This is a genomic window from Corynebacterium gottingense, from assembly GCF_002285125.1.
In the GTDB taxonomy this organism is placed as follows: Bacteria; Actinomycetota; Actinomycetes; order Mycobacteriales; family Mycobacteriaceae; genus Corynebacterium; species Corynebacterium gottingense.
This window is the reverse complement of record NZ_NSGN01000001.1, coordinates 228,569-253,766: the sequence shown is the minus strand read 5'-3', so window position 1 is coordinate 253,766 and position 25,198 is coordinate 228,569. Positions and strand designations below refer to the sequence as shown.

General features: G+C 65.5%; 20 protein-coding genes. 8 read left to right on the top strand and 12 right to left on the bottom strand.

Features of this window, described 5'->3' with window-relative positions; genetic code table 11:
* Nucleotides 1–9: 9 nt before the first annotated feature.
* Nucleotides 10–1,542, top strand: coding sequence for a GTPase HflX (hflX, locus tag CKJ82_RS01215; protein ID WP_095277259.1), 1,533 nt, complete (start codon nucleotides 10–12; stop codon nucleotides 1,540–1,542).
* Nucleotides 1,543–1,604: 62 nt separating this feature from the next.
* The gene (locus CKJ82_RS01210; RefSeq protein WP_095536697.1) at nucleotides 1,605–2,882 is read left to right on the top strand and encodes a uracil-xanthine permease family protein; all 1,278 of its coding nucleotides are present in this window, start codon (nucleotides 1,605–1,607) and stop codon (nucleotides 2,880–2,882) included.
* 95 nt (nucleotides 2,883–2,977) lie between these two features.
* On the opposite strand, the gene CKJ82_RS01205 is transcribed toward CKJ82_RS01210, so the two are convergent.
* From CKJ82_RS01205 to lexA, 5 genes are all read right to left on the bottom strand, one after another.
* On the bottom strand, nucleotides 2,978–3,247 hold the full coding sequence (locus CKJ82_RS01205) for an HPr family phosphocarrier protein (RefSeq protein WP_095277256.1): 270 nt from the start codon (nucleotides 3,245–3,247) through the stop codon (nucleotides 2,978–2,980).
* Between the two features lie 69 nt (nucleotides 3,248–3,316).
* Nucleotides 3,317–5,455, bottom strand: coding sequence for a PTS fructose transporter subunit IIABC (locus tag CKJ82_RS01200; protein ID WP_095536696.1), 2,139 nt, complete (start codon nucleotides 5,453–5,455; stop codon nucleotides 3,317–3,319).
* A 39-nt stretch (nucleotides 5,456–5,494) separates the two neighbouring features.
* Complete coding sequence (locus tag CKJ82_RS01195; protein ID WP_095536695.1) at nucleotides 5,495–6,460, bottom strand: 1-phosphofructokinase family hexose kinase; 966 nt, start codon at nucleotides 6,458–6,460, stop codon at nucleotides 5,495–5,497.
* A gap of 169 nt (nucleotides 6,461–6,629) precedes the next feature.
* On the bottom strand, nucleotides 6,630–7,415 hold the full coding sequence (locus CKJ82_RS01190; protein ID WP_095536694.1) for a transcriptional regulator SugR: 786 nt from the start codon (nucleotides 7,413–7,415) through the stop codon (nucleotides 6,630–6,632).
* A gap of 233 nt (nucleotides 7,416–7,648) precedes the next feature.
* A complete protein-coding gene (gene lexA, locus CKJ82_RS01185; RefSeq protein ID WP_095277243.1) occupies nucleotides 7,649–8,335 on the bottom strand; it encodes a transcriptional repressor LexA in 687 nt (228 codons plus the stop codon).
* A gap of 381 nt (nucleotides 8,336–8,716) precedes the next feature.
* On the opposite strand from lexA, the gene CKJ82_RS11575 reads away from it, so the two are divergent.
* Nucleotides 8,717–8,932: a hypothetical protein gene (locus tag CKJ82_RS11575; protein ID WP_133063988.1), complete on the top strand. Its 216-nt coding sequence runs from the start codon at nucleotides 8,717–8,719 to the stop codon at nucleotides 8,930–8,932.
* Between the two features lie 91 nt (nucleotides 8,933–9,023).
* On the top strand, nucleotides 9,024–9,482 hold the full coding sequence (gene nrdR / locus CKJ82_RS01175; RefSeq protein ID WP_095277238.1) for a transcriptional regulator NrdR: 459 nt from the start codon (nucleotides 9,024–9,026) through the stop codon (nucleotides 9,480–9,482).
* A gap of 26 nt (nucleotides 9,483–9,508) precedes the next feature.
* On the opposite strand, the gene hrpA is transcribed toward nrdR, so the two are convergent.
* Both hrpA and CKJ82_RS01165 read right to left on the bottom strand, forming a co-directional pair.
* The gene (gene hrpA, locus CKJ82_RS01170; protein WP_095536692.1) at nucleotides 9,509–13,453 is read right to left on the bottom strand and encodes an ATP-dependent RNA helicase HrpA; all 3,945 of its coding nucleotides are present in this window, start codon (nucleotides 13,451–13,453) and stop codon (nucleotides 9,509–9,511) included.
* Between the two features lie 23 nt (nucleotides 13,454–13,476).
* Nucleotides 13,477–14,433 (bottom strand): hydrogen peroxide-inducible genes activator, encoded by a 957-nt coding sequence (locus CKJ82_RS01165; protein WP_095536691.1) that lies wholly within the window; start codon nucleotides 14,431–14,433, stop codon nucleotides 13,477–13,479.
* 149 nt (nucleotides 14,434–14,582) lie between these two features.
* Between CKJ82_RS01165 and CKJ82_RS01160 the strand changes: the two genes are divergently transcribed.
* The 3 genes from CKJ82_RS01160 (at nucleotide 14,583) to CKJ82_RS01150 (ending at nucleotide 16,966) form a co-directional block, all read left to right on the top strand.
* Nucleotides 14,583–15,179: a peroxiredoxin gene (locus tag CKJ82_RS01160; RefSeq protein WP_095277230.1), complete on the top strand. Its 597-nt coding sequence runs from the start codon at nucleotides 14,583–14,585 to the stop codon at nucleotides 15,177–15,179.
* 93 nt (nucleotides 15,180–15,272) lie between these two features.
* Nucleotides 15,273–15,797, top strand: coding sequence for an alkylhydroperoxidase, AhpD family (gene ahpD / locus CKJ82_RS01155; protein ID WP_095277227.1), 525 nt, complete (start codon nucleotides 15,273–15,275; stop codon nucleotides 15,795–15,797).
* A 140-nt stretch (nucleotides 15,798–15,937) separates the two neighbouring features.
* Nucleotides 15,938–16,966 carry an HNH endonuclease signature motif containing protein gene (locus CKJ82_RS01150; protein ID WP_095536690.1) on the top strand — a complete coding sequence of 343 codons (1,029 nt, stop codon included), beginning with the start codon at nucleotides 15,938–15,940 and terminating at the stop codon, nucleotides 16,964–16,966.
* Between the two features lie 71 nt (nucleotides 16,967–17,037).
* Here CKJ82_RS01150 and CKJ82_RS01145 read toward each other — a convergent pair whose 3' ends face one another.
* From CKJ82_RS01145 to CKJ82_RS01135, 3 genes are all read right to left on the bottom strand, one after another.
* Nucleotides 17,038–18,255, bottom strand: a complete 1,218-nt coding sequence (locus CKJ82_RS01145; RefSeq protein ID WP_165765356.1) for an NAD(P)/FAD-dependent oxidoreductase — start codon at nucleotides 18,253–18,255, stop codon at nucleotides 17,038–17,040.
* Nucleotides 18,256–18,493: 238 nt separating this feature from the next.
* Nucleotides 18,494–21,037, bottom strand: a complete 2,544-nt coding sequence (locus CKJ82_RS01140; RefSeq protein WP_240510635.1) for a DEAD/DEAH box helicase — start codon at nucleotides 21,035–21,037, stop codon at nucleotides 18,494–18,496.
* Between the two features lie 28 nt (nucleotides 21,038–21,065).
* Nucleotides 21,066–22,121 carry a PAC2 family protein gene (locus tag CKJ82_RS01135; protein WP_095534735.1) on the bottom strand — a complete coding sequence of 352 codons (1,056 nt, stop codon included), beginning with the start codon at nucleotides 22,119–22,121 and terminating at the stop codon, nucleotides 21,066–21,068.
* Nucleotides 22,122–22,323: 202 nt separating this feature from the next.
* Between CKJ82_RS01135 and CKJ82_RS01130 the strand changes: the two genes are divergently transcribed.
* The gene (locus tag CKJ82_RS01130) at nucleotides 22,324–23,520 is read left to right on the top strand and encodes a DUF4192 domain-containing protein (RefSeq protein WP_095536688.1); all 1,197 of its coding nucleotides are present in this window, start codon (nucleotides 22,324–22,326) and stop codon (nucleotides 23,518–23,520) included.
* Nucleotide 23,521: 1 nt separating this feature from the next.
* On the opposite strand, the gene galE is transcribed toward CKJ82_RS01130, so the two are convergent.
* Together galE and CKJ82_RS01120 are read right to left on the bottom strand one after the other, a co-directional pair.
* A complete protein-coding gene (galE, locus tag CKJ82_RS01125) occupies nucleotides 23,522–24,490 on the bottom strand; it encodes a UDP-glucose 4-epimerase GalE (RefSeq protein WP_095536687.1) in 969 nt (322 codons plus the stop codon).
* 3 nt (nucleotides 24,491–24,493) lie between these two features.
* On the bottom strand, nucleotides 24,494–25,186 hold the full coding sequence (locus CKJ82_RS01120; RefSeq protein ID WP_095536686.1) for a metal-dependent transcriptional regulator: 693 nt from the start codon (nucleotides 25,184–25,186) through the stop codon (nucleotides 24,494–24,496).
* Between the last annotated feature and the right edge of the window lie 12 nt (nucleotides 25,187–25,198).

The following is a 25,198-nucleotide window of genomic DNA, read 5'->3' as shown; positions in this document are numbered from 1 at the left end:
AAGGACTGAATGACCTCAACGTTCTACACCCAGGGTGCTCAGGGAGCACAGGACGACCAGAGCGACCAGGATGCGGCGCGTGATGCGCTGCTCGAGCGGGCGTTCCGGCACAACTCGCCGCAGCCCGGGGCTGACGCCCCGACGACTGGCGCGCTCGACTTGGAGGAGCGCAACTCGTTCCGCAGGGTGACACAACACACCGAGATTCGGACTGACGAGCTCGAAGACGACTACGAAGTTGAGTACCGCAAGCTGCGCCTTGAGCGAGTGATCCTCGTTGGCGCGTGGCTCGAGGGCACGACTGCGGAGATGGAAGCGAACATGCGTGAGCTCGCTGCGCTGTCGGAGACGGCGGGCGCGGAAGTCGTGGAGATGATCTACCAAAAGCGCGACAAGCCCGACCCGGGCACCTACATCGGTGCCGGCAAGGTCGGGGAGCTGCGCGAGATCGTGCAGGCATCCGGCGCGGACACGGTGGTTTTTGACGGTGAGCTCTCGCCCTCGCAGATCGTGGCGCTGGAGGAGGCGCTGAAGACCAAGGTCATCGACCGCACCATGCTCATCCTGGACATCTTCGCCCAGCACGCGAAGAGCCGAGAGGGTAAGGCACAGGTCTCGCTGGCGCAGATGGAATACCTGTTCTCGCGCACCCGTGGTTGGGGCGGCAACCTGTCCCGCCAGGCGGGCGGTCGCGCCGGCTCCAACGGGGGCGTGGGCCTCCGCGGCCCTGGTGAGACTCGTATTGAGGCAGACCGTCGCCGCCTACGCGCGGACATGGCGCGCCTGCGCCACGAGCTGAAGGGGATGAAGACGGCGCGCGAGGTGAAACGCGCGCGGCGCCAGCGTTCCACCACGCCCAAGATTGCCATCGCTGGCTACACCAACGCGGGCAAGTCCTCGCTGATTAACGCGATGACGGACGCGGGCGTGCTGGTGGAGGACGCGCTGTTTGCCACCCTGGACCCCTCGACGCGGCGTGCCCAGCTGGCGGACGGCCGCAATGTTGTCCTCACCGATACCGTCGGTTTCGTGCGCCACCTGCCCACGCAACTGGTCGAGGCGTTCAAGTCCACGCTGGAAGAGGTCACGAACGCGGATCTCTTGCTGCACGTGGTGGACGGCTCGGACCCGTTCCCGCTGAAGCAGATCAAGGCGGTCAACGAGGTCCTGGCAGAGATTACGCGCGAATCCGGCGAGGAAATCCCGCCGGAGATCGTCGTGGTGAACAAGATCGACGAGGCTGATCCGCTTGTGCTTGCAGAGCTGCGCCACGCCTTCGATTCCTCCGGCCACGATGTTGTCTTCGTCTCCGCCCTTACCGGCGAAGGCATCCCCGAGCTGGAAGGCAAAGTCGAGTTGTTCCTCAACACCCTCGACGCCCACGTGGAGATGCTCGTCCCGTACACCCGCGGCGACGTCGTCTCGCACGTCCACGAGGAGGGCACCGTGCGCCGCGAGGAGTACGAGGAGCAGGGCACGCGTATCGACGTCCGTCTGCCCCAGGTGCTCGCCGACCAGTACGCGGAATTCGTAGTCGCGTAAGCGGGCGAGTGCCTGCGTAAACGATTGGGACCAGCTAGGTACACCTGCCTAGACTGCCAGGCGTGAATACTTCGTATGGTTGGTCCCTGCACGGCGACGGCCGCACCGTGAAACCCGGTGCGGTCGTCGCACCCGACGAACGGCTGAGCTGGCCGCGCACCATCGGCATCGGCATGCAACACGTCGTGGCCATGTTCGGTGCGACCCTGCTCGTGCCGACCCTGACTGGGTTCCCCGTCAACACGACACTGCTCTTTTCAGGTTTGGGCACGATCCTCTTCCTGCTGATCACCCAGAACAGGCTGCCCAGCTACCTTGGCTCCTCGTTCGCCTTCATCGCGCCGCTGTCCGCCTCCCAGCAGTACGGCATCGGCGCGCAGCTGGGCGGGGTGCTGGTGACAGGCATGCTCCTCATCGCCGTCGGCGCGGTCGTGCACGTGGCCGGCAAGCGCGTGATCGACGCGGTCATGCCGCCCACCGTCACCGGCGCTATCGTCGCCCTCATCGGCTTCAACCTCGCGCCGACCGCGGTGAGCAACGTCCAAGCACAGCCGGCCGTCGCTGGCGTGACCCTCGCGGCGATCGTGCTGATCACCGTGGCGACCCGCGGGATGATCTCGCGCCTGAGCATCCTGATCGGCGTGATCGTGGGCTGGGCCTACGCCGCAGCCACGGGCGGGCTTGCCGACGACGCCCTGGACACCATCGCCGACGCGCCCCTTATCGGCCTGCCGCAGTTCCACTCGCCGGAATTCCACCTTTCTGCCATCCTGGTCACGCTGCCCGTGATGGTGGTGCTCATCGCCGAAAACGTCGGGCACGTCAAGGCGGTCTCCGAGATGACCCACCGAAACCTGGATGACCTGCAGGGCAGGGCGCTTATCGGCGACGGCATTGCCACCACCCTCGCCGGCGGTTTCGGCGGCTCCGGAACGACCACGTACGCCGAAAACATCGGCGTGATGGCGGCGACGAAGGTGTACTCCACGGCGGCGTACTGGGTGGCAGCGTGCTTTGCCATCGCGCTGGCGTTCGTGCCCAAGTTCGGCGCCATCATCTTCACGATTCCCGTCGGCGTTCTCGGCGGCGCGTGCCTGGTCCTGTATGGGCTCATCGGCATGCTGGGCGTGCGCATCTGGCAGGACAACAACGTGGACTTCACCAACCCGGTCAATCTCACTGCCGCCGCGGTCGCGCTGATCGTGGGCATTGGCAACCTGTCCTTCACCGTCGGCTCCGTGACGCTCGAGGGGATCGCCATCGGGTCTGTGGGCATCATCGTCGGCTACCCACTCATGCGGTGGCTGTACAACGCGGTCGGGGAGGGCCAGTACCGGTAAGGAGGGGATTACGGGGGCGTCGATAAGCACGAAAGAGCCCCTGGGCCTTTACGGGGAAGGTGCCAGGGGCCTGAAGTTGTGCGATCGCGCGGAGGCTACTCCTCGTCGAGGTTCTGCTCGATCAGCGCGGCGATCTTCTCAACGGCGTCGGCGTTGTCGGAGGTGATGGTGACCTCGTCGCCGTGCTCCGCGCCCATCGCCATAATCATGAGGGAGGACGCGGCGTCAGTCTCGTCGTCCTCGTCGCCACCGACGAGGGTCAGGATGATCTCGTCATCAAACTCGCCTGCGGCGTCGGAGATGACCGTTGCCGGGCGTGCGTGCAGTCCGACGGTGGAGCCAACCTTGACGGTCTTGGAAGCCATAATGAGGTCCTTTCGAAATACTTTGGTTGAGTGCTGATTTACTGGGTACCAGTGTAGGCACCGGGTTGGTTATGCCGCTACCTGCTGCACGCCCGCCGAAGCGGTGTTTTCCTGCGTAGCCTTGTCAGCGGCGGCCTTCTGGATTTCCTTGTTGGGCCAGAAGCGCTTGATGGCGATCACGGCTAACGTGGCCACGAGTACGCCCGCGGCCAGCGCGATCACCATGCCCCACCACGGGTCGTAGGCGAAGATGACAAACACGCCACCGTGCGGTGCCTGGCATCCCACGCCCAGGCCCATGGAGACTGCGCCCGCGGTAGCGCCACCCAGCATCATCGCGGGGATGACGCGGAACGGGTCTGCGGCCGCGAACGGGATCGCGCCCTCCGAGACGAAGGACAGGCCCAGGAGCCACGCGGACTTGCCGTTCTCCTGCTCGGCCGGGGTGAACAGCTCCTTGCGCAGGAAGGTCGCGATGGACAGCGCGATTGGCGGCACCATGCCGGCGATCATGACGGTCGCCATGATCTCGAAGCTGGCGTCCGTGCCCGCGGACAGGCCCGCGGTACCGAACAGGTACGCCGCCTTGTTCACCGGGCCACCAAGGTCAAAGCACATCATCAGGCCGATGATGATGCCAAGCAGTACTGCCGACGACCCCGTCATGGACGACAGCCAGTCGGTCAGCCCCAGCATGAGCGCCTCGAGCGGGCGACCCAGCAGGAGGAACATCAACAGGCCGACGATGAGGGAGGTCAGCAGCGGGATGATCACCACCGGCATGAGCGAGCCGAGCCAGCGCGGCACCTTCCAGGTCTGGATCCAGTACGCGATTACGCCGGCGAGCAGGCCGGTGACCAGGCCGCCGATGAATCCGGCACCAACCATGACGGAGATGGCGCCGCCGATGAAGCCCGGTGCGATGCCGGGGCGCCCGGCCAAGCCGTAGCCGATGTAGCCGGAGAGGGCCGACACGACGAATTGCATGCCCATCTGTCCCGTGGCAAAGAGGACGGCGCCGAGGTAGAGGGCCCACCCGGAGCGCTCAAAGGTTGCCGTGACTCCGTCAACCGTCACCTCGTGGCCCGGCAGATCCCACGGCGTGAACTGGGTGACCAGCGCCTGCCAGCCGTTGGCCATGTCGTAGCCGCCGAGCAGGAAGCCGAGCGCGAGCAGGAGACCACCCGCGGCGACGAACGGCACCATGTAGGACACGCCGGTCATGATCGCCTGCTGCAGGCGCTTCGGCCAGCTTTCGCCGGAGGAACCGGTTGCGGAGTCCTCGCCGGCTGACTCGGAGGCAGCCGCGACGCGAGGGGCCTTCGGGTCCTTCACCGCGGCGATGGCCTCGTCGATCATCGCGTCCGGTTCGTTCACGCCGCGCTTGACCGGGGAGTCCACGACCGGCTTGCCGGCAAAGCGGCCCTTGTTTCGCACGGCCACGTCGTGGGCGAAGATGACTGCGTCGGCGCTATCAATGAAGGACTGCTCGAGCGGGTCGCCGCCGGACGACCCCTGCGGCTCCACAATGAGCTCGACGTTATCGCGCTTTTCGGCTGCCTGGGTGAGCGCGTCAGCCGCCATGTAGGTGTGGGCAATGCCGGTCGCACACGAGGTGACCGCAGCGATGCGGATGACGTCCTGCTTCGCGCCGGAAGTGCCCGCGGTACCTGCAGCGCCCGCGGTGACGGCCGTGCTGCCGGCGGCTGCGGCGCCATCGGTCGTGGCCGGTTTCGGCTTCTTCTTTTTCGGTTCGGCGTTGACGACCTCCAGCACGGCGTCGACAAGCTCCTGCTCGGTGCTGGCGTTGCGAAGCTTCTCCACAAAGTCACCGCGGACCAGCGCGCGGGCCAGCTTGGACAGGATTTTCAGGTGTTCCTTGCCGCCGCCCTCGGGGGCGCCGATGAGGAAGACCAGCTCGGCATCGCCGTCGGGGCCGGAGAAATCAACCGGATTGGACAGGCGCGCGAAGGCAAGGGTTGGCTCGTTGACCGTAGCGACGCGGCAGTGCGGGATGGCCACACGGCCGTTGACACCGGTGCCGGCCTTCGCTTCGCGGGCAGTCGCCGCTTCAGCGATGGGGCCTGCGTCGGTCGCGCGCCCGGTGGCTTCTATGAGCCCGGCAAGGTGTTGGATGACGTCCGCGGGCGAGGAGCCGAAGTCCACGTCCAGCCTGACCAGGTCAGGTGTGATGAGTGGGGAGTTCATAGGAGTTCCTACTCTGTAGCGAAGGATATGGGTATTGAATTAGTTGGAAAGACTGAAGACTTTGGTGCGCTCGACGTCCAGGTCGGACGGGGAGGGAATCCCGGTGCCTGGCATGGAGGCAGCGGCGGAGCCGTAGGCCACGGCCCGGCGGAGGCAATCCGCGGGCTCGAGGCCCTCGACTCGCGCCATCACGTAGCCGGCGAGCGAGCTGTCGCCCGCGCCGACGGTGGAGCGCACGGTGATCGGGGGAGCGGAGGCCGCCCACGCGCCGTTGGCCGTGACCAGGCACGCGCCGGCGCCACCGAGCGTGACCAGCACCTCCTGCACACCTCGTTTCACGAGGGCGCGCGCTGCGGCGATGATGGCATCGAACTCGCCGCGCTCGGCGGCGGCCTCGAGCTCGTGCCCGTCCGCGCCGGTGAGCTGGGCCAGCTCGAACGAATTCGGTTTCATGATGGTCGGTGCCGCACCGTCGAGCTTGCGCCCGAGCGCCTGCAGCGGCGCATCCGACGTGTCCACAGCAATGACAAGATCCGGCGAAGCCTTGCGCAGGGAAGCGACAAGCTCGGCGTACCAGTCCGGCGCCGCACCAGGCGGCAGCGAACCAGCCAGCACTGCAGCGTCGGCGTTTCGTGCGTGGTTGAGCAGTTGCTTTTCGACGCCACGCTGCTCCTCGCCCGACAACTCGGCACCACGCTCGTTGATCTTGGTGGTGGTGCCGTCCGGCTCGGTGAGCGCCGTGTTCGTGCGCACGTTGCCCTGGATGGGCACTGGTGCGAACGGGATGCGCGCGCGCTCGACAGCGCTGATGAATGGGTCGCGTGGTCCACACGGCGCGATCGCGAGGGCGTCCTTGCCAGCCAGCGCGACAGCGTTGGCGACGTTGATGCCTTTACCCCCGGCTTCGCGTCTGGCATCGGTGGCGCGGACCACTTCGCCGCGCGCCACGGCATCGACGTTGAGTGTGGCGTCGATGCTCGGGTTCGGCGTTAACGTGATGATCATGGATTCGCTCCCTACTGTTGATGTAGTGGGGTGAGGCACGAGAGCGCCCCTACGCAGCGAGTCTGTTGGCGATGCCGGGCACTAAGCGCCACCCCCCAAGTATGTCCGAATAGGTGTGATTTTTCAACCATTCGGAAGCGATCTCACACGAGTGAGCGGGAAAACGGGCTTACTCGGACGCGGTAATGACGTCGACGCCGTGTGCGACGAGTTCATCGATGAAGGACTTTGGCGCCTCCGAGTCGGTCACCAGCACATCGACTTCGCTCAGGCGGGCGAAGCTCACCAGGTAGTCGTTTCCGAGCTTGGTCGAGTCGCACATCGCCACCACCTTGTGCGCGTTTGTGACCATCGCCTTCTTGATCGCGGCCTCTTGGGGGTCGGCCGTGGAGAGCCCGTGATCAATGGTCAATGCGTTGGTGCCAATGAAGGCGACGTCGGCGCGCAGAATGGCGATGGAGCGAAGCGCGATGTCTCCGACGACCGCTTGGGTGATCGCACGAACGGTTCCACCCAGTAGCTGCACACTTTCCAAACCCGCGCTTGCCAGGTCGAGGGAGGTGGGCAGCGAGTTGGTCACGATGTGCCAATCTTTGGCCGAGGGGTGCTTGGCAATAATCTCGGCCAGACCATTGATGGTTGTGCCAGAGTCGAGGAAGAGAGATCGGTCCGGCCGGTCCGGGAGGAATTGGAGCGCTGCACGGGCGATCGCCATCTTGGCCGTGGACGCGGCGCGATAGCGGGCTTCAAGCGGAAACTCGGTGGTGAGAAAGGATTGGCTCGCTACGGCGCCACCGTGCACGCGGTGGACAATGCCCTCGTCATTGAGCACAGCCAGGTCGCGACGGATCGTCTCCGCGGTGACTCCAAACTTTTCGGCCAGCTCAGTGACATTGACTCGACCTTCAACCGCGGTGAGGGAGGCAATTTGTCGCCGGCGTTCTTCTGCGTACACGGCGCTCCTTCAGTATGTCGGGATGTAAGACGGGAAAACGTATACCTGTCATTGTCGCATTGATTGGTGCCCGATTGGTTGTTGTTGTGCCCGACTCCCCCGAAGCGGGGGCAGCACCCGCCACATATCCGGAAATCGTCACAGTGGTTGAAGGTGATAAGCGGAGGTGAGCTACAAACAAGAAAAACGCCCGCGCGAGGGATCGCTGCGGGCGTGTGTTCAGGGTGGAGGTGCTACATGGTGCGGAACACGGAGACGACGCGTCCCATGATTTCCGCATTGGTGCCGTCAATAGGCGAGTAGGCATCGTTGTGGGGGAGGAGCCACACGCCGCTGGAATCCTTGTGGAACTCCTTCACCGTCGCCTCGCCGTCGAGCAGGGCTGCGACGAACTCTCCCTCCTCTGCCACGGGCTGGGAGCGAACGACGACCCAGTCGCCGGGGAGGATGCCGGCATCGCGCATCGACTCGCCGACGACCTGCAACATGAACAGGTCGCCGTCGCCGAGAAGATCCTCCGGCATCGGGTAGTAGCTCGTCACGTTCTCCTCTGCGAGGATCGGCGACCCGGCGGCAATCTGGCCGACCACTGGGATGTAGCGCGGAGTCGACGCATCCTCCGGCACGTTTGTGTCCGTGCTCGGCTTCGGCTTCTTGCCGGGTGCGTCGGGGAGATGGCGCAAGTCGACCGCGCGAGGCTTGTTCGGGTCGCGGCGCAGGAAGCCCTTCTTTTCAAGCTCTTTGAGCTGGTAGGCGACGGACGAGGTGGACTGCAACCCAGCTGCGTCGCCAATCTCGCGAATGCTTGGCGGGTAGCCGCGAAGGACGACGGCGTCCCGAATTACTTCCAAAATTCGCCGCTGACGATCAGACAGCGTCGAGATGTCCAAATCCTTGGCATCAGCCTTTTTGCGGGCCATGAGGTGCTCCTTTGATGGTGACTGTGTGTGAGTTTATTCGCGCTAACTACGCACTGCACAACCTACCAGATCGGGCAAACATGTTCGAGTTCTCAACCCGCCCGCTAGACAAGCTCTGACGTGCCTGCTATAAATCGAACATGCAACCGACATCGAACGCCTGAACGGTATTCCGTTCGACAGTGTTGGTTCGGTTCGTAAGATTGCGGTGAACGTGAAAGGAATGAACTTATGACGATGATGCAAAATGGTAGTTACGGTGCTTCTACTACTCGCTTCGAGGTGGCTTCCATGCCGGCTCGTGCTGACGAGTGGGACATTGAAACCCGTGGTGTTCGGCGGTGTGGGGCTGAGCATGTTCGAACGCTCAGTAATTCGATAATGGCCGTTGATGTGGGGAGGGGTGATCCGGCGCAGTGGCCAGACCGAGCGGACGATCGGTTCGAATCCCACCGCGAAAAGCGCGAGAGCGTGCTCGTGGGACTGGGCTTGAGCGCCGCGCTGGTGATCGGGTCGATCGTGGGCGGTGCGTTCTCGGACGACACCGCGTCGATGAGCCACCAAGTCTCCGCCCAATACGTCGCTGGCGCCCGCTAGGGAAGCGGCGCGGGGGACGGTACATTGAGGAGGCAAGCCCGGGCGCACGTCCCCGGGGCGTACCCAGAACAGCGAGGAGCGGGAGCCTGCAATGTACTGTCCGTTTTGCCACAACGATCATTCGCGTGTGATGGACTCCCGCATCATTGAAGGAGGATCAGCAATCCGCCGGCGTCGTGAGTGCACCGAATGTGGGGGGCGATTCACCACCGTGGAAAAGGCAGTGCTGACGGTGGTGAAGCGCAACGGGATCAGCGAGCCGTTTGACCGTGACAAGCTCATCGTCGGCGTGCGGCGTGCCTGCCAGGGGCGCGACGTGTCGGACGACGCGCTCAAACGACTCGCGCAACAGGTCGAGGAGATCGTGCGCTCCCACGGCAGCTCACAGATCCCCGCGCACGAAATCGGCCTCGCGGTGCTCGAACCGCTCCGCGCGCTTGACGAGGTCGCCTACCTGCGCTTCGCGTCCGTGTACAAGTCGTTCGAGAGCGCCGACGACTTCGAATCAGAGATTCGTCTGATGCGGCGGCGCGACAAAGAGGACTTCTGAGCCGGTTGAGTCTGTAGCTCACGCCGCTAGGTCAGCTTGTCTACCATCTTCTCAATGCGCCGGGCGCTGACCGGCTTCGGCGTGCCAAGGCGCTGCGCGAAGACGCTCACGCGCAGTTCCTCAATCCTCCACAACACGTCCTTGTAGGCGCGAGTCTTTTCCCGCCCGGCGGGGAGCTTGGCCAACCTGGCGGCAAGGTACGACTTCGCGCCGTCGACAATTGCCTGCCGGTCCGCATCGCGGTCGGGATCCACGCGCATGTCCTCAAGGCGAATCCGGATAGCCTCGATGTAGCGCGGCATGTGCTGGAGGTGGGTCAGTCCGTGCCTGGTCAACGCGTTGCGGGGGAGGTAAAACTCGAGCTGCGAACGCATGTCATCAATCGCGGGACCTTCCCATTGCGACAGCTCCTGCGCCATGTTCGTGTACGCGACGAGCCCAGGGGCGATGCCCACCACCATGCGCCGCACCGCGCCAGGAACTTCTGGCGACACCTTGGCCACGAGCGCCGAAAACTCCTCCGGAGTACGCACGGGGCCGCCGTGCTGCATCATCAGGTCGCGAATCGCGGCCACCCGCGCATCCTCCACGAGCCCCTTCGCGCCACCGTGCGGGTACTGGTCCACCGCCACCTTCTGTCGCAGCGGCAACCCCTTGGTCATCTGCTGCGCAGACACCGAAATCTCGCGGATCAGCAGCGTGAGGGTCGCGGTGATCATCGACGCGTCCGCGGCAGCCTTCGTTGGGAAGACCGTGACGCGCACGCCGTCGCGGGTAGCCTCCAGCGCGGGGAACGCGTCGACGCTATTGCCATCAATGGTGGTTTGCACCGTCGCCGGCACCTCGCCCAGGGAGTCCGCCGTCCACTTCGCCACGGCCTTGGACTCCGCTGCCCGGCTCGCCTTTGACACCGACGAGCGGATCTTGCCCGCCTGCCGCTTCTTCAGCGCGGCAAGGTCCTTGTCGTGGTCGACAACCTTCCCGCGCTTGTCAATTGCGGCGTACGTCATGGTCAGGTGCGCCGGGAGTCGAGTCGGTGAGAAGTCTGACCCGTTGACCCCGGAGGCCCCCAGTGACTGGAGGGCGGACGCGAGGGCGTCGACAAGCGGCTGCCCGTCTTCGAGGAGGGGCAGGGCGCGCTGCGCGAAGTCGGGCGCGGGGACGACGGTGGTGCGAATGGCCTTGGGGAGCGAGCGGATGAGCTCGGTGATGAGCTCCTCGCGCAGCCCCGGTACAAGCCAGTCGAAGCCATCCGGGCTTAGGCCTGCGAGCAGCGGGACCGGGACCTCGACCGTGACGCCGTCGAACGGGTCGCCGGGCTCGAATTTGTAGCGCAGGTCGTAGTTGATCGATCCCTGTCGCCAAGTCTCGGGGAAGGCGGTGGCTGAGGTGTCGGTGCCGGTGTCGTCAAGCAGCGATTCCGGGTCGAAGTCGAGGAAGCGCTTGTCGGTGCGGCGCTGCTTCTTCCACCAGGAGTCGAAGTGCCGCGCGGTGGTCACGTCGGCGGGCAGCTTGGCGTCGTAGAACTCGAACAGCGTGTCCTCGTCGACCACGAGGCCGCGGCGTCGGACCTTTTCCTCCACCTCGGAGGCCTCCGCGAGCAGGGCGTCATTGTGCTCGATGAACGTGTGGTGGCGGTTCCAATCGCCCTCCAGCAGCGCGTGTCGGATGAACATGCTGCGCGCTGCCTCCGGATCCACCTTGTGGTACGGAACGAGCCGGTCGCGCACAATCGTGACGCCATAAAGCATTGACTTCTGGTGCACCATCGCCGCGGAGCGCTTGCGCGACCACACCGGTTCGGAATAGCTGTGTTTGAGCAGGTCTTTCGCGGCGCGTTCCACCCACTGCGGCTCGATCTTGGCCACGTCGCGCGCCCACAGCCGCGAGGTCTCCACCAGTTCCGCGGCCATGAGGAACTCCGGCGGCTTCTTGCTCAGGCTCGAGCCGGGGAAGACGAGGAAGCGGGTGCCGCGCGCGCCCTGGAACTCCTTCGAGTTGCCGTCGCGCGCGCCGATGTTAGACAGCAGGCCGGTGAGCAGCGATTTGTGCACGGCGTCGGCGTCTGCTGCGCCGTCGCCTTGAGTGCTTTGCGACGCCCGCACAATCCACCCCAACTGCTTTTCCACATCCCGCAGCTGCCGCACCAGGTCGTACCACTCGCGGATACGCATGTAGTGCAGGAACTCGCGCTTCATCCGTTTGCGGAACGCGTTGCCCGACAGCTCGTCGCGGGACTCGTTGATGTAGTCCCAGAGCTTGAGCACGGAGAGGAAGTCGGACGTCTTATCCTTGAAGCGTGCGTGCGCCTGATCCGCCTGTGCCTGGTACTCCAGGGGGCGTTCGCGCACGTCCTGGATGGTCATGCCGGCGACGATCACGGTGACGCGATCGAGCACGCCAAGGGTGTTGGCCTCGACGAGCATGCGCGCCATGCGCGGGTCGACGGGGATGCGCGCGAGGTCGCGGCCGATGTCCGTCAAGACGGGGGCGCCGCCGCGCTCCTTGTCGGTGAGCGCGCCCAGCTCGTGGAGGAGCAGGAGACCGTCGCGGACTGCCTTGTGGTCCGGCGGCTGGATAAACGGGAACTCGGAAATGTCGCCGAGGCGCAGCGAAATCATTTGCAGAATGACGCTGGCCAGGTTGGTGCGCAGGATTTCCGGGTCGGTGAACTCGGGCCGCGCCTCGAAGTTTTCCTCCGAGTACAGGCGGATGGCAATGCCGTCGGCGGTACGTCCGGAGCGGCCCGATCGCTGGTTCGCGCTGGCCTGCGAAACCTCCTCGATGGGCAGGCGCTGTACCTTCGTGCGGGTGGAGTAGCGAGAGATACGGGCCAGCCCGGTATCCACCACGTAGTGGATCCCCGGCACGGTCAGCGAGGTCTCCGCGATGTTGGTGGCCAGCACGATGCGGCGGCCGGAGTGCGGGGAAAACACGCGGTGTTGTTCCGCGTTGGAGAGGCGCCCGAACAGCGGCACGACCTCCACGCCGCGCCAGTGCTGCTTCTCCAGCGCCTCCATGCAGTCGCGGATGTCGCGCTCTGATGAGAAGAAGCAGAGGATGTCGCCCTTGCCCTCGCCCATGAGCTCCTTGCAGGCATCGACGACGCCGTCAATCATGTCGATGTCCACGTCTTTCGTGCCCGACTTCGTCTCCACTTGCTCGACGAGCGGCCGGTAACGGATCTCCACCGGGTAGGTGCGGCCCGAGACCTCGATGATTGGCGCGGGCGTGCCGTCTGCGGCCGCGAAGTGCGCGGCGAAGCGCTCCGGGTCGATCGTCGCCGAGGTGACAATGACTTTGAGGTCCGGCCGCTTCGGCAGGAGCCGCTTGAGGTATCCGAGGAGGAAATCGATGTTCAGGCTGCGCTCGTGGGCCTCATCGATGATGATCGTGTCGTAGGCGTTGAGAAAACGGTCGCGCTGCATCTCCGTGAGGAGGATGCCGTCCGTCATCAGCTTCACGGCGGTAGAGTCCGACACCTTGTCGTCGAAGCGGATGGCGTAGCCGACGGTTTGACCAATTTTTTGCCCCAGCTCGTCGGCGATGCGCTCGGCCACCGTGCGCGCGGCGATCCTGCGCGGCTGCGTGTGTCCGATCAGCCCGCGTCGCCCGCGCCCCATCTCCAGCAGCATTTTCGGGATCTGCGTGGTCTTGCCCGAGCCCGTCTCGCCAGCGATGATCACGACCTGGTTGTCGCGGATCAGCTCCATGATGTCGTCGCGCCGCGCGGAAACGGGCAGCTGCTCAGGGTACTCGATGGCGGGCACGAGGGCATTTCGCTTCTCGACGCCACGCGCCGCCTCCGCAATGTCCGCCCCGATCGCGGCGAGCGCCTGCGGCGCCTTGGCCTTGGAAAGCCGCCGCCGGAACCGGCGCTCCTGGTTGATCGGCACCGAGTCGAGCTGGCGGTACAGCTCGTCCTTGCTCAGTGGGCTCGGCGCGTCCGTATTGTCTGGATCCTTCTTCATCACTGCTGGACCAGCTTAGTAGCTCAATGCGTGAGCGCTGCATCTCCGCGCGCGGCGGCCTCCGCGTACGCGGCCTTCACCAGTTCGCCCAGGGCCTCGAACTCTTCAGCGCGGCTTGACGACGCCCGGTACGCAAGCCCAATGGTGCGCTGCGCCCCAACGCCGGTGGCGAAGGTCGCCAGCCCGATCCCGGGGCGGGTGCATTCGCTGGCCACGGCGGACTTGGGCACCAGCGTTGAGCCGAAACCAGCGCCGACGAGCTGCATGATCGTGGTGAGCGACGCTGCCCGCGTCACCGACTGGTTGGCGGCGGGGTGAGACACATTCGCCAGCTTGCACAGGTCGACGATTTGTTCGCGGAGGCAGTGGCCGTCGTCAAGCAACAGCAGGTCGAGCTCCTCGAGGGCGGCGAGCGGCAGGTCGCGACGCCCCGCGAGCGCGTCATCCTCGTGGGTGACGGCGACGAATTCCTCGTCGTAGAGTGGCAGTTCGGTGAGTGTGGGCGTCTCGGTGGGGAGGGCGAGGACGGCGAGGTCGATGCGGCCGTCGCGAAGCTGCTCGAGCAAACGCTCGGTCTGTTCCTCCACGATGCGCGGCTGCAGGTTCTCGTACTCGGACCGCAGACGCGGCAGGAGATCCGCCAGAAGGTACGGGGCGACCGTGGGGATCATCCCGATGGTCAACGGGCCGTTGAGTACGCCGTGGGCGCCCTGCGCGTGGGCGACGAAGGAATCGGCGGCCTCGAGGGTCGTTGTGGCGTAGGGGAGGAGCTCCTCGCCGGCGGCGGTGACGATGACCTTGCGCGTCGAACGCTCGATGAGCTGGATACCCAGCCCGCCCTCGAGCGCGACGAGGGCCTGCGACAACGACGGCTGCGAGATACCGAGCTTGGCCGCGGCGGTGCCGAAGTGCTTGTTCTCCGCGATCGTAACAAAGGTGCGCAGCTGCGCGAGCGTCGGTTTATATTCCTTATTGCTCATGCCTATCACCATACCGCACCTTTATAGGTTTTGTTGTTGAGCTTCCGGGTGGGCTGTGGCATACTCGGGTGGCAGAAGACGTGAGAACGTGTTCGTGACTAACTGCGTCACAGTACGCAAATTCACCCTATGTATATGGAGGAATCACTATGCCGATCATGACTGTTGGGGAGCGTTTCCCGGAGTTCAACCTGACCGCGCTCAAGGGCGGCAACCTCAAGGAAGCAGACGCGTCCTCCCCGGACGACTACTTCGAGCAGGTCTCCCTGGACAAGTACGAGGGCAAGTGGAAGATCGTCTTCTTCTACCCCAAAGACTTCACCTTCGTATGCCCGACCGAGATTGCCGCCTTTGGCAAGCTCAACGAGGAGTTTGAGGACCGCGACACCCAGGTGCTCGGCGGCTCCACGGACAACGAGTTCTCCCACTTCAACTGGCGCGCAACGCACGAGGACCTGCTGGACATCCCGTTCCCGATGTTCGCCGACGTCCGCCACGACCTGATCCGTGCTCTCGGCGTCGAGAACGCTGACGGCGTGTGCGACCGCGCGACCTTCATCATCGACCCGGACGGCATCGTCCAGTTCGTGTCCGTCACCCCGGACGCCGTCGGCCGCAACGTCGACGAGGTCCTGCGCGTCCTCGACGCACTGCAGTCCGAGGAGGTTTGCGCCTGCGACTGGCAGAAGAACGATCCGACCAAGAACATCGACAAGATGGCCGTGGTTCAGGACGCCCTGAAGTAGCGCGATTCTTCGCCCGAAGCCGCCCCGCGCTCCGCACCGCTGGAGTGGCGGGGCGCTTGTCTACTTACCACCAATCACACGAAAGGACACCCAATGTCTATTGATAACCTGCGCGGCGCTCTGCCGGAGTACGCCAAGGACCAGAAGCTGAACCTCGGTTCGCTGACCCGCTCGACCGAGCTGAGCGAGCAGCAGCTGTGGGGCGCGCTCGTCGCCGCTGCCGCCGCGACCCGCAACGCGACCGTCATCTCCGAAATTACCGACGAGGCGAAGGAGCACCTCTCCGAGGAGGCCCTCAACGCTGCGTTCGGCGCCGCCACCGTGATGGCGATGAACAACGTCGGCTACCGCGCCAAGGGCTGGCTTGGCGACGACTACGCGCAGGTCAAGTTCGGCCTCCGCATGAACATCATCTCCAAGCCGGGTGTGGAGAAGGCCGACTTCGAGCTGTGGTCCCTCACCGTTTCCGCGATCAACGGCTGCGAGCACTGCAGCGTCGCCCACGCGAACACGCTGCGCGAGGAGGGCCTGACCAAGGAGCAGATCTGGGAGGGCGTCAAGGTCGGCGCCGTCGTGCAGGCCGTCGCCCAGGCCATCGAGATCGAGGCAGCGCGCTAGCAGCTCGCTTATCGACGCCACGCAAACCCCTAACCCTATTTAGACGCACCAAACCGGCCCGCGGTTCCCTCCCGGGCCGAAAATGGGTGAATCCTCACAACCCATTGTTTCCCCAGCTCAGAGCCGGTAACGTGGCTGCCATGAACGCACTGGCAGACCTCGTATCCATCGACCGCCGCGGCATGCAACTTGTCGCGGCGGCCGCTGGCATGACCCTCGAGGACCTCACCGGACTCGGCCTGCCACGCGACCGCGCCCGCCAACTCCACACCGCCGCAACCGTACTGTGCGGCACAACCAGCCACACCGCCTACCAACGCCGCGCCCACACCGGCGCCGCAACCAACCAGCACCGCCTGGACACCCTCGCCTACATCGCCCGCAGCGCCCGCACCATCACCGACACCACCGCCCGCTGGACCTACATCGACACCCTGTGCAACACCCCCGGCGACCTAACCCACATCACCCGCGTTGCCAACGAACTGAAAGCCGAGCTCCAGCCTGCGCCCCCGCGTACCGAAAAAGCCCGCGTGACCCACCACGGCGACGGCATGGCCACTCTGCGCATCACCGGGCCCGCCCTGGCCATCCAAGGCGTCTACGACGCGGCGAACAACAACATCACCGGCTGGCTGGCAAACGACTGCCCCAAAGCCGACTACCTCGTACGCGTTACCGCCAACCTGGACCTCGGCGACTACCAGCGCATCATCACCGGCACCGGCGACGACGTAGAAGTCCACTTCGCCAACGGGGTGATCACCACCGGCGAAGAATTCGTGCGCATGCAACTCGATGAGCTTGGCAGCATCATCCTCATCGGCACAATGGACGGGCCAGTCAACGCCTACAACGCGCGTTTTGCCTCGGCGAAACACCGCGAGATCATGCTTGCCGACGCCACCACGTGCACCTGGAAAGACTGCACCGTACCAGCCACACGCTGCCAGGCGCACCACATGAGCGAACACCGCCACGGCGGCGATACCACGCCCGCGAACCTTGGTTGGTTGTGCCAGTACCACAACTCGCAGGCCGCGACCGGCGCCCGGGGCCACACCGAACGGCGGGACGGACAGATCTATTACGTCTCGCCATACGGAAACGCCACCCCCACCGGCACCGACCACACCGCCCGCGCGCCCAGCCGCACACCGCCCGACTAACTCCCCCCAACGCAAAAGCCCGCGCGCCAGCAACCCCGGCGCGCGGGCAAGCATGCCCGAAAGGCGGCGGCCTACAGGCCGGCGAACGGGCTGCGCAGCGGGTCGAACGGCTCGATGGTGCGGTCCACCTCGCCGGTGGCGATCTGCTTGGCCAGCATCTTGCCCGACACCGGGCCAAGGACGATGCCCCACATGCCGTGGCCGCCGTTGGTGTACACGTTGGGCACCTTGGTCGCACCGACGAGCGGCAGGCCGTCCGGGGTCACGGGGCGCGAGCCGACCCACTCGTCCTGGCGGTCGTCCCAGTCGATGCCGCGGAACATCGGCTTCGTCGCATGGATCATGGAGGCGACGCGGCCCGGCTGGAACGCCTCGTCGGGGCCGCGGAACTCCATCGTGCCCGCCACGCGCAGGCGGCCCTGGTACGGCGTGCAGGCGATCTTCTGCTCCGGCAGGTAGACGGGGCACTCGGGCACGGTCTCCGTCTCCACGCTGAACGAGTAGCCGCGACCCGCCTGCACCATGGTGGTGACGCCCAGCTCGCGCGCCAGAGCGGGCATCCACGCGCCGGTGGCGATCACGACGACGTCGGCAGGCTTCCATTCGCCCGTGGACAGCTGCACGGCCGGTTTGCGGGTGGAGGTCACCTTGGTCACTTCGGCACCGGTGGTGATGGTGCCGCCGCGCGCGGTGAACGAGTCGGCGATGGCCTGGCAGTAAGGACCGGGCTCGATGAAGCGTTGGCCTTGCATGCGGTAGATCGCCTTGACATTGTCGGTGAGCATGGGGGCGTGCTCGCGGGCGTCGTCAAGCGAAATCGGCTCGAACGGGATCTCCTGGCCGTGGCGGATGGCCCCGTCGACCTCCTTGAGGAAGCCCTTGGCCTGCGACTGTGACTCGAAGCCGATGATGTACGGCGAGCGGTAGGACTTTGAGGTCACGCCGCCCGCTTCGAGGTCGTCGAAGGCGGCGAGCGAGGCCATGTCGGCAGGGGTCAGGCCGGCCATGGTCTTGTCCCACGCGCGCTGCGTGGCGTGCGCCATGAACTGCGCGCAGAACGCCCACAGCTTCGGGTCGACGCGCACGGGGACGGAGAGCGCGGCGTTGCGATCGAAGAGCGCGGTCGGCCCGTAGGCCCAGAGGCTGGAGTTGGACAACGGGATCGTCTTGCCGGGCGCGAGCCAGCCGGCGTTGCCCCACGAGGAGCCGCCCGCGACGCCAATTTTGTCTACGACCTCAACGTCGTACCCGTATTCCTGCAGGAACCATGCGGTGGACAGGCCTGTCATGCCTGCGCCGATCACGAGCGCACGAGTCAATTGTGTTACTCCTCACAAATTGTCGGATTGTGTTTGGAACAACAATGTACCGCACGCCAGTGAGGTGAATGTCACGTTCGCTGGGTGAATTTTACGCACTGCATATTGTGCAAGTTATGCAGCTGCGCGCATGAAAAGCCCAGCTCACGTACCTGTCTATCCACAGAAAAGGGGCATGCTTATCGACGCCACGCCACCCCCAAAAGAGCTACCCCTCCCGCAATTCCAAAGATCGGAGCCGGACTTCTCCCGCCTCGTCGGAGGCGTCCAAGTCCACAACGCCGTGGAATTGGAACGCGTTGTCGCCCTCCGGGTCCTTGAGGATCTGGGTGACCTCCCAGGTGCGCCCGGTGGTGTCGCCAAGCCGGAAGTACTCAGGTCCACGAGCGTCGGGACCGGTGTCGACGTCGTCGTACTCGGCGAAGTAGTCGTCCATCCCGGCGGGGAAGTCGGGGCGCGCGTCCGGGTCAAGGTAGTCGAACATCTCGTCCAGCTCGCGCTCCTTCTCCAGCGCGAAGAGCTCTGCCAGACGGAAGAAGGTGTTGCGGACCATGATGGTGAAGGCGCGCCGGTTGGCGGTGAGGGCGTTCGGGTCCTCGACGCCGAACGCCAGCTCGCGGTCCAGCGTCGCCTGGTCGATGGGGGAGTCTTCGTCGGCCATGTGCGCCCATTCGTCGATGAGCGACGAGTCCACCTGGCGGATCAACTCCCCGAGCCACACGATGATGTCCTCGAGCTCCTCGTTCATGTTGGCTTCTGGGATGGAATGGGACAGCGTGCGCCACGCGTCGGTGAGGTAGCGCAGCACCACGCCCTCGCTGCGCGCGAGGCCGTACGTGGCGATGAGATCGGAAAACGTCATGGCGTGTTCGATCATGTCGCGCACGACGGACTTCGGCGCGAGCTCGAACTCTTTCGCCCACGGGTTGCCCTGGCAAAAGGTATCGAAGGCCTCGTCGAGTTCGTCAGCAAGCGGCTTCGGGTAGGTGACGTCCTCGATGAGCGCCATGCGCTCGGTGTAGTCCACGCCGTCCGCCTTAAGCGCGGCGATTTCCTCGCCGCGGGCGGCGGATTGCTGTGCCTGGAGGAGCTGGCGGGGGTCGTCGAGAATTGCTTCAAACGTCGAGATGACGTCGAGCGCGTAGGTGTCGGACTCGGGGTCCAAGATGGTGAGGAACGCGAGCGCGAACGGTGACAACGGCTGGTTGAGCGCAAAGTCGCGGTCCAGTTCCCGGGTGAGCGTGTAGGGGCGGAATGCGGGCGAGTCGGGCGTGCGCTCGACGACGCCCGCGTTGATCAGCCCGCGGAACAGGCCGACCGCGGTGAGGATGTCTCGGTTCTGCTTCGCCCGCGAGTCGTGGTTGGTGCGCAGCAGGTGGCGCATGTGCTCGTAGCCGTCGCCCGGGCGGGCCACCACGTTGAGCAGCATCGAGTTGGACACGCTGAACTGGCTGGTCAGCTCCTCCGGCTCCGCGGTGGTGAGCCGGTTAAACGTGTCTTCGGACCAGGAGACCTCGCCGTCGCGGGCGGACTTCTTCCGCAGTTTCTTGCGCTTCTTCGGGTCGTCGCCGGCCTTCCTGCGCAGCTTCACGTTCTCAATCTCGTGCTCCGGCGCCTCTACGACGACAGTGCCCTCCGTGTCGTAGCCGGCGCGCCCGGCCCGGCCGGCAATCTGGTGGAACTCGCGGGATTTGAGGATGCGTTGGCGCGTCCCGTCGTACTTGGCCAGGCCGGTCATCACCACGGTGCGGATCGGCACGTTAATGCCCACGCCCAGCGTGTCGGTACCGCAGATCACTTTGAGCAGGCCGGTTTGTGAGAGCCGCTCCACCAAGCGGCGGTACTTGGGCAGCATGCCGGCGTGGTGGATACCGATGCCGCGGCGCACCAGTTTGGACAGCGTCTTGCCAAAGGTGGTGGTGAAGCGGAACGAGCCGATCTCTTCGGCGATGCGCCGCTTCTCCTCGTCGGTGATGATCTTCAGGCTGGTCAGCGCCTGGGCGCGCTCGGTAGCTTCGCGCTGGGAGAAGTGGACGACGTAGATGGGGGCTTTGCCATCGTCGAGAAGCTGCTCGATCGTCTCGTGGACCGGGGTGAACACGTAGTGGAAATCGAGCGGCACGGGGCGCTCGGACCCGCCGACGTAGGTGGTTTGGCGGCCCGTGCGTGAGGTGAGGTCTTTCTCCAGCCAGGCGGTGTCGCCGAGCGTTGCAGACATGAGCAGGAACTGGGCCTTCGGCAGCTCGAGGAGCGGCACCTGCCAGGCCCAGCCGCGGTCGGGCTCGGAATAATAGTGGAACTCGTCCATGACCACCTGGTCGATCTTCGCGTCCTTGCCCTCGCGCAGGGCAATATTTGCGACGATCTCCGCCGTCGCCGCGATAATCGGCGCAGACCCGTTCACTGTCGCGTCGCCGGTCATCATGCCGACGTTTTCGGCGCCGAAGATCTCGCACAGGGCGAAGAACTTCTCGCTGACCAGCGCCTTGATCGGCGCGGTGTAGAACGTGCGCTGCCCGCGGGTCAGGGCGATGAAGTGCGCCGCGTTGGCCACCATGGACTTGCCGGACCCGGTGGGGGTGGCGAGGATGACGTTGTCACCGGCGAGCAGCGCAAGCGACGCTTCCTCTTGCGCCGGGTACAGCGAGATGCCGCGGGACGAGGTCCAGGAGAGGAAGGAGTCCCACGCGGCTTCGTCGAGAAGCGGTGCGGGGACGTCGGCGAGATCGGCGAGCAAGTCAGATAAAGTCACGCTCACCACCGTAGCCGAGGGGCGAAACTTACTCGTCGTCGTCCGGTTTTTCCGGGTCTGCCGGGTCTTCAGGGTCGATGAGGAAGTGGTCCATCAGCAAATTGTTCTCGTCGTCGCCGAACGGCAGGCTCAGCTGCTGTTCGTCCTGGCCGAGCACGCGGTCGCGGTCCTCGATGGCGGTGAGATAGTTCTCAAACGCGTCGCTGATCTCCTCGCCGCTCGGCACCTGCGCCTCGCCCGGCATCATGGCCTGCGGGTGGCGCTCGCGGTAGTCACTGATCTCCTTGTCGTAGTGCTCCTCCAGCGCGTGGACTACGTGGGCGATCTCGTCGGAACCGGCCATCTGCTCGGCCAGCTGCTGCGACACCCGCGTGATGTCCGACTCCAGCGCGCGCAGCGGGAACTTCAGCTTGGTCGCGTCCTCGATGGACTGGAGCAGCTGGAACGTCGCGTGCGGGTACGGGGACGACGCCACGTAGTGGGGCACGTGCGCTGTGAACCCGGCGACGGGCTTGCCGCGCTTGTGCAGGGCGCGCTCGATGAGGATCGATGCAGAGCCGGGTACCGTGACCATGCCGTCGAAGGTGTACATGTTGCCCACCAGCTCGCTGCTGTTGCCGTGCGCCGAGACGACCAGCGGGCGGGTGTGCGGGGCGCCCATCGGCGCCGCGTAGAGGCAAATCGTCTGCGCGACGCCGAAGCGCTGCGCCAGGTCGCTCACGGCCTCGCTGAACGCCTCCCACCGCAGGTCGGGCTCGGGGCCGGACAGGAGGAGGAAGGAGCGCCCTGCTTCGTCACGAAGCACGCGCAGGTCCAGCTGCAGGTCATCGATGTCCGTGATCTCGTGCTGCGCGATGGTCACCGCGGGGCGGCGCGAGCGGTAGTCAATGAGCTCATCGTTGCTAAACGTGGCGAGCGTGCGGGAGTCCAGCGCCGCCTTGAGGTGCTCGGCGGCTCCCTCGACGGCGTGGCCGGCGTCGGCGTAACCCTGCATTGCCACCACGAGCGCCGGGCCGTTCGCGGATTCCTCGCCGACGGAGGGCGCCGGGTATTCCAGTTCATACATGCGAGACGTATCAGACATGTGCTTCCTCCCAAATGATCTCGCGGTACGCCACATTGCCCGGACAAATGCCGGGTGGCGTACCTTTTCGCATTATCAAAGACAACTACGCCAGGGGTGAAACTATTCCACGCGTCCCGCGCCAAGGTGGCAACAATGATACCGCAGCAAAGAAGTTTCCCGGACGAGGGAACCGAGGCGGTGCTTTTTGCGTCCAATATGTATGAAGCAATCACGAAACTTTGACGCCAATGACCACCGCCCCAACAACCCGCCGTACGGCCCCGCCGAACTCATCGCCTGCATCCCAGGCGCGCTCGGCTTCTACCCGCAAGAATCCCTCGTCCTCATTGGCCTGAGCCACGCCGGCGAGGACTCCACCTCGTACACGGTCGGCCCGATCGTGCGCGCTGATCTGGCGAGTGAGGAGCAGATCGCGTTCGGGCTGCGGGCGCTTTTCGACGCCCACCAGGACCTCCACCTCGCCGTCATCATCACCCGCATCCCGAACTCGGATTTGGCGATGGAAACCGCCTACTTCCTCCAGTCCCTGGATACCCAGCTCGACCTCCCGCCGCTCGCCGCGTGCTGGCACGTCTCCGAGATCGCCGCGGGCACGCCCTACACCCTGCTTTTCGACGCCACCAGCCCCCAACTCTTCCCCGCACACCACGAGCGCACCGCCGCCCCCGCCTCGTACTTCTCCGGCACCGTGCCGTCGATCGTGCACGCGCCAACCATGCGCGGATTGCTCGACAACGGCATGCTTCCAGAGCTTCGTCGCGAGGACATGCACCTCTTCTTCGAATCCGACAATTCCGGTGACCTGCGCCGATGCCGCGCGCTTTACGACGCCGCGTATCACTCCGGCCGCCGTCTCGTCCAACAACTCGCGCCGCACCCGGCAGGCGCCGGCGAGGGCTGCGGCGACAGGTGGGACGCCATCAACCAGATCGAGGACGGCTGCGTGACCCTCATCCATGGCGGCGCGGGCAACCCGGAGTTTCCGGCGGGGACGTCACGCCGGCCGCTGCAATTGAGCGACTGCTTCCGCGACGACGATGAGATCGTCCTGCTGGCCTCGCTGCTGTCCCGCAGCAAGCTGCGCGATTGTCTCGTCGAGGACGTCCTCGAGCACTCCGCGACGGCCGCTCAGGCGCTGCTGCTCATCGCGCGAAACTTTACGGGCGTCATCCGTGCGAACGCGCTGAGCTTGTGGGCGCTCGCAGCGGCGGCGTCGGACCTGGAGCCGTGGGCGTTCGCGGCGCTGCGGGCGGCCCAGGACGAGGTGCCAGGGCATTCGCTGTCCGCGGTGCAGCGCCAGCTGATGGCGATCGGCGAGTGGCAAGGGATGGTCAACACCGCACTCGCCGGGTGCCGCGAGTCGTGGGACGACCTGCTCCGCGAGCAGGCGGCGTGACTCAAGCACCCCCGTGGCGGGCGGAGGTGAAGTCCCACGCGTCTTGGACGATGGTGCGCAGGTCGGTGCGCGTGGGGTTCCAGCCCAGCTGGCGCTTGATCTTGTCCGAAGAGGCGATGAGCACGGCCGGGTCGCCGGCGCGGCGGGGTGCGACCTCGGCCGGGATCTCGTGGCCGGTGACCTCGCGGCACATCTCGACGACCTGGCGGACGGAGTAGCCGTCGCCGGAGCCAAGGTTGTAGATCTCGTGGGTGCCTGGGGTATTCGCCTCGAGTGCGAGCACGTGGGCGTCGGCAAGATCCCTCACGTGGATGTAATCGCGAACGCAGGTGCCGTCGGTGGTGGGCCAGTCGTCGCCGAACATCTTGATGGCGTCGCGCTGGCCGAGGGCAACCTGCAGCACGATGGGGATGAGGTGCGTCTCGGTGCGGTGACGCTCGCCATAGTCGCCGTACGCGCCGGCAACGTTGAAGTACCGCAGACTCGTCGCGCCGATGCCGTAGGCCTGGCAGTAGGAGGTGATGGCGTAATCGATGGACAGCTTCGTCGCCCCGTAGGTGTTGGTGGGGCGGGTTGGGGCGTCCTCGGTGATGGGCACTGCCTCCGGCTCGCCATAGGTGGCGGCGGTGGAGGAGAACACGAGCGAGTGCACGCCGTGTGCGCGCATCGCGTTGAGCAAGGTGAGTGAGACCTCGAGGTTGTCGCGCCAGTACTCGGCGGGAACCTCCATGGATTCGCCGACCAGCGAGCGCGCGGCGAAGTGGAGCACGCCGTCGACGTCGCCGGCGGACAGGACGCGGTCGATGACGTCGGAAATATGGCCCTCGACCAACGTTGCCTCGTTGGGGACGGCGTCGCGGTTGCCGGTGCTGAAGTCGTCGATGACGATGACGTCGTGGCCAGCCTCGACGAGCACAGCAGCGCATACGCTGCCCACGTAGCCGGCACCGCCGGTGACTACAAGCTTCACGGGTTAATCCTCCACTGGGGTGACGCGCAGTGCGTGCGCGAGTTCGGGTGAGAGTTCGACGCGTTCGCCGTCCTTGGTGGTGAGCATGATCGCGCCACCGTCGTGCTGCTCGAGGGTGACCTGCGAGCCGACGAAGGACGCGACGCCGACAGTCGGGGAGACGGTTGCGGAGAGCTGCTGCAAGATCTCGCTCACTTGCACCACCGTGACCTCGGTCGGGCCGTCGAGCTCGAGGTCGCTCGCGCGGGTGCCGTACGCGGTTTCGGAGCTCGGCGTGGCGTCGAGCTCTTCCAACGCCGGGATCGGGTTGCCAAACGGGGAGCGGGTCGGGTTGCCCAGCACGGCGACGACGCGGCGCTCCACGTCCTCGCTCATGACGTGCTCCCATCGGCACGCTTCGTCGTGGACCTGCGCGATGTTGAGCTGTAGGACGTCGGTCAGCAGCAGCTCGGCCAGGCGGTGCTTGCGCATCACTGCGGTGGCGCGCTGGCGCCCCGCCGGGGTAAGCGCGAGGGAGCGGTCCGGCTGGACCACGAGCAGGCCGTCGCGCTCCATGCGCGAGACCGTTTGCGAGACGGTCGGGCCGGATTGCTCAAGGCGCTCCGCGATGCGCGCGCGCAGGGGCGTGATGCCTTCTTCCTCTAGCTCGTACACAGTTCTCAAGTACATCTCGGTCGTGTCGACGAGATCACGCATGCTGCCTCTCCC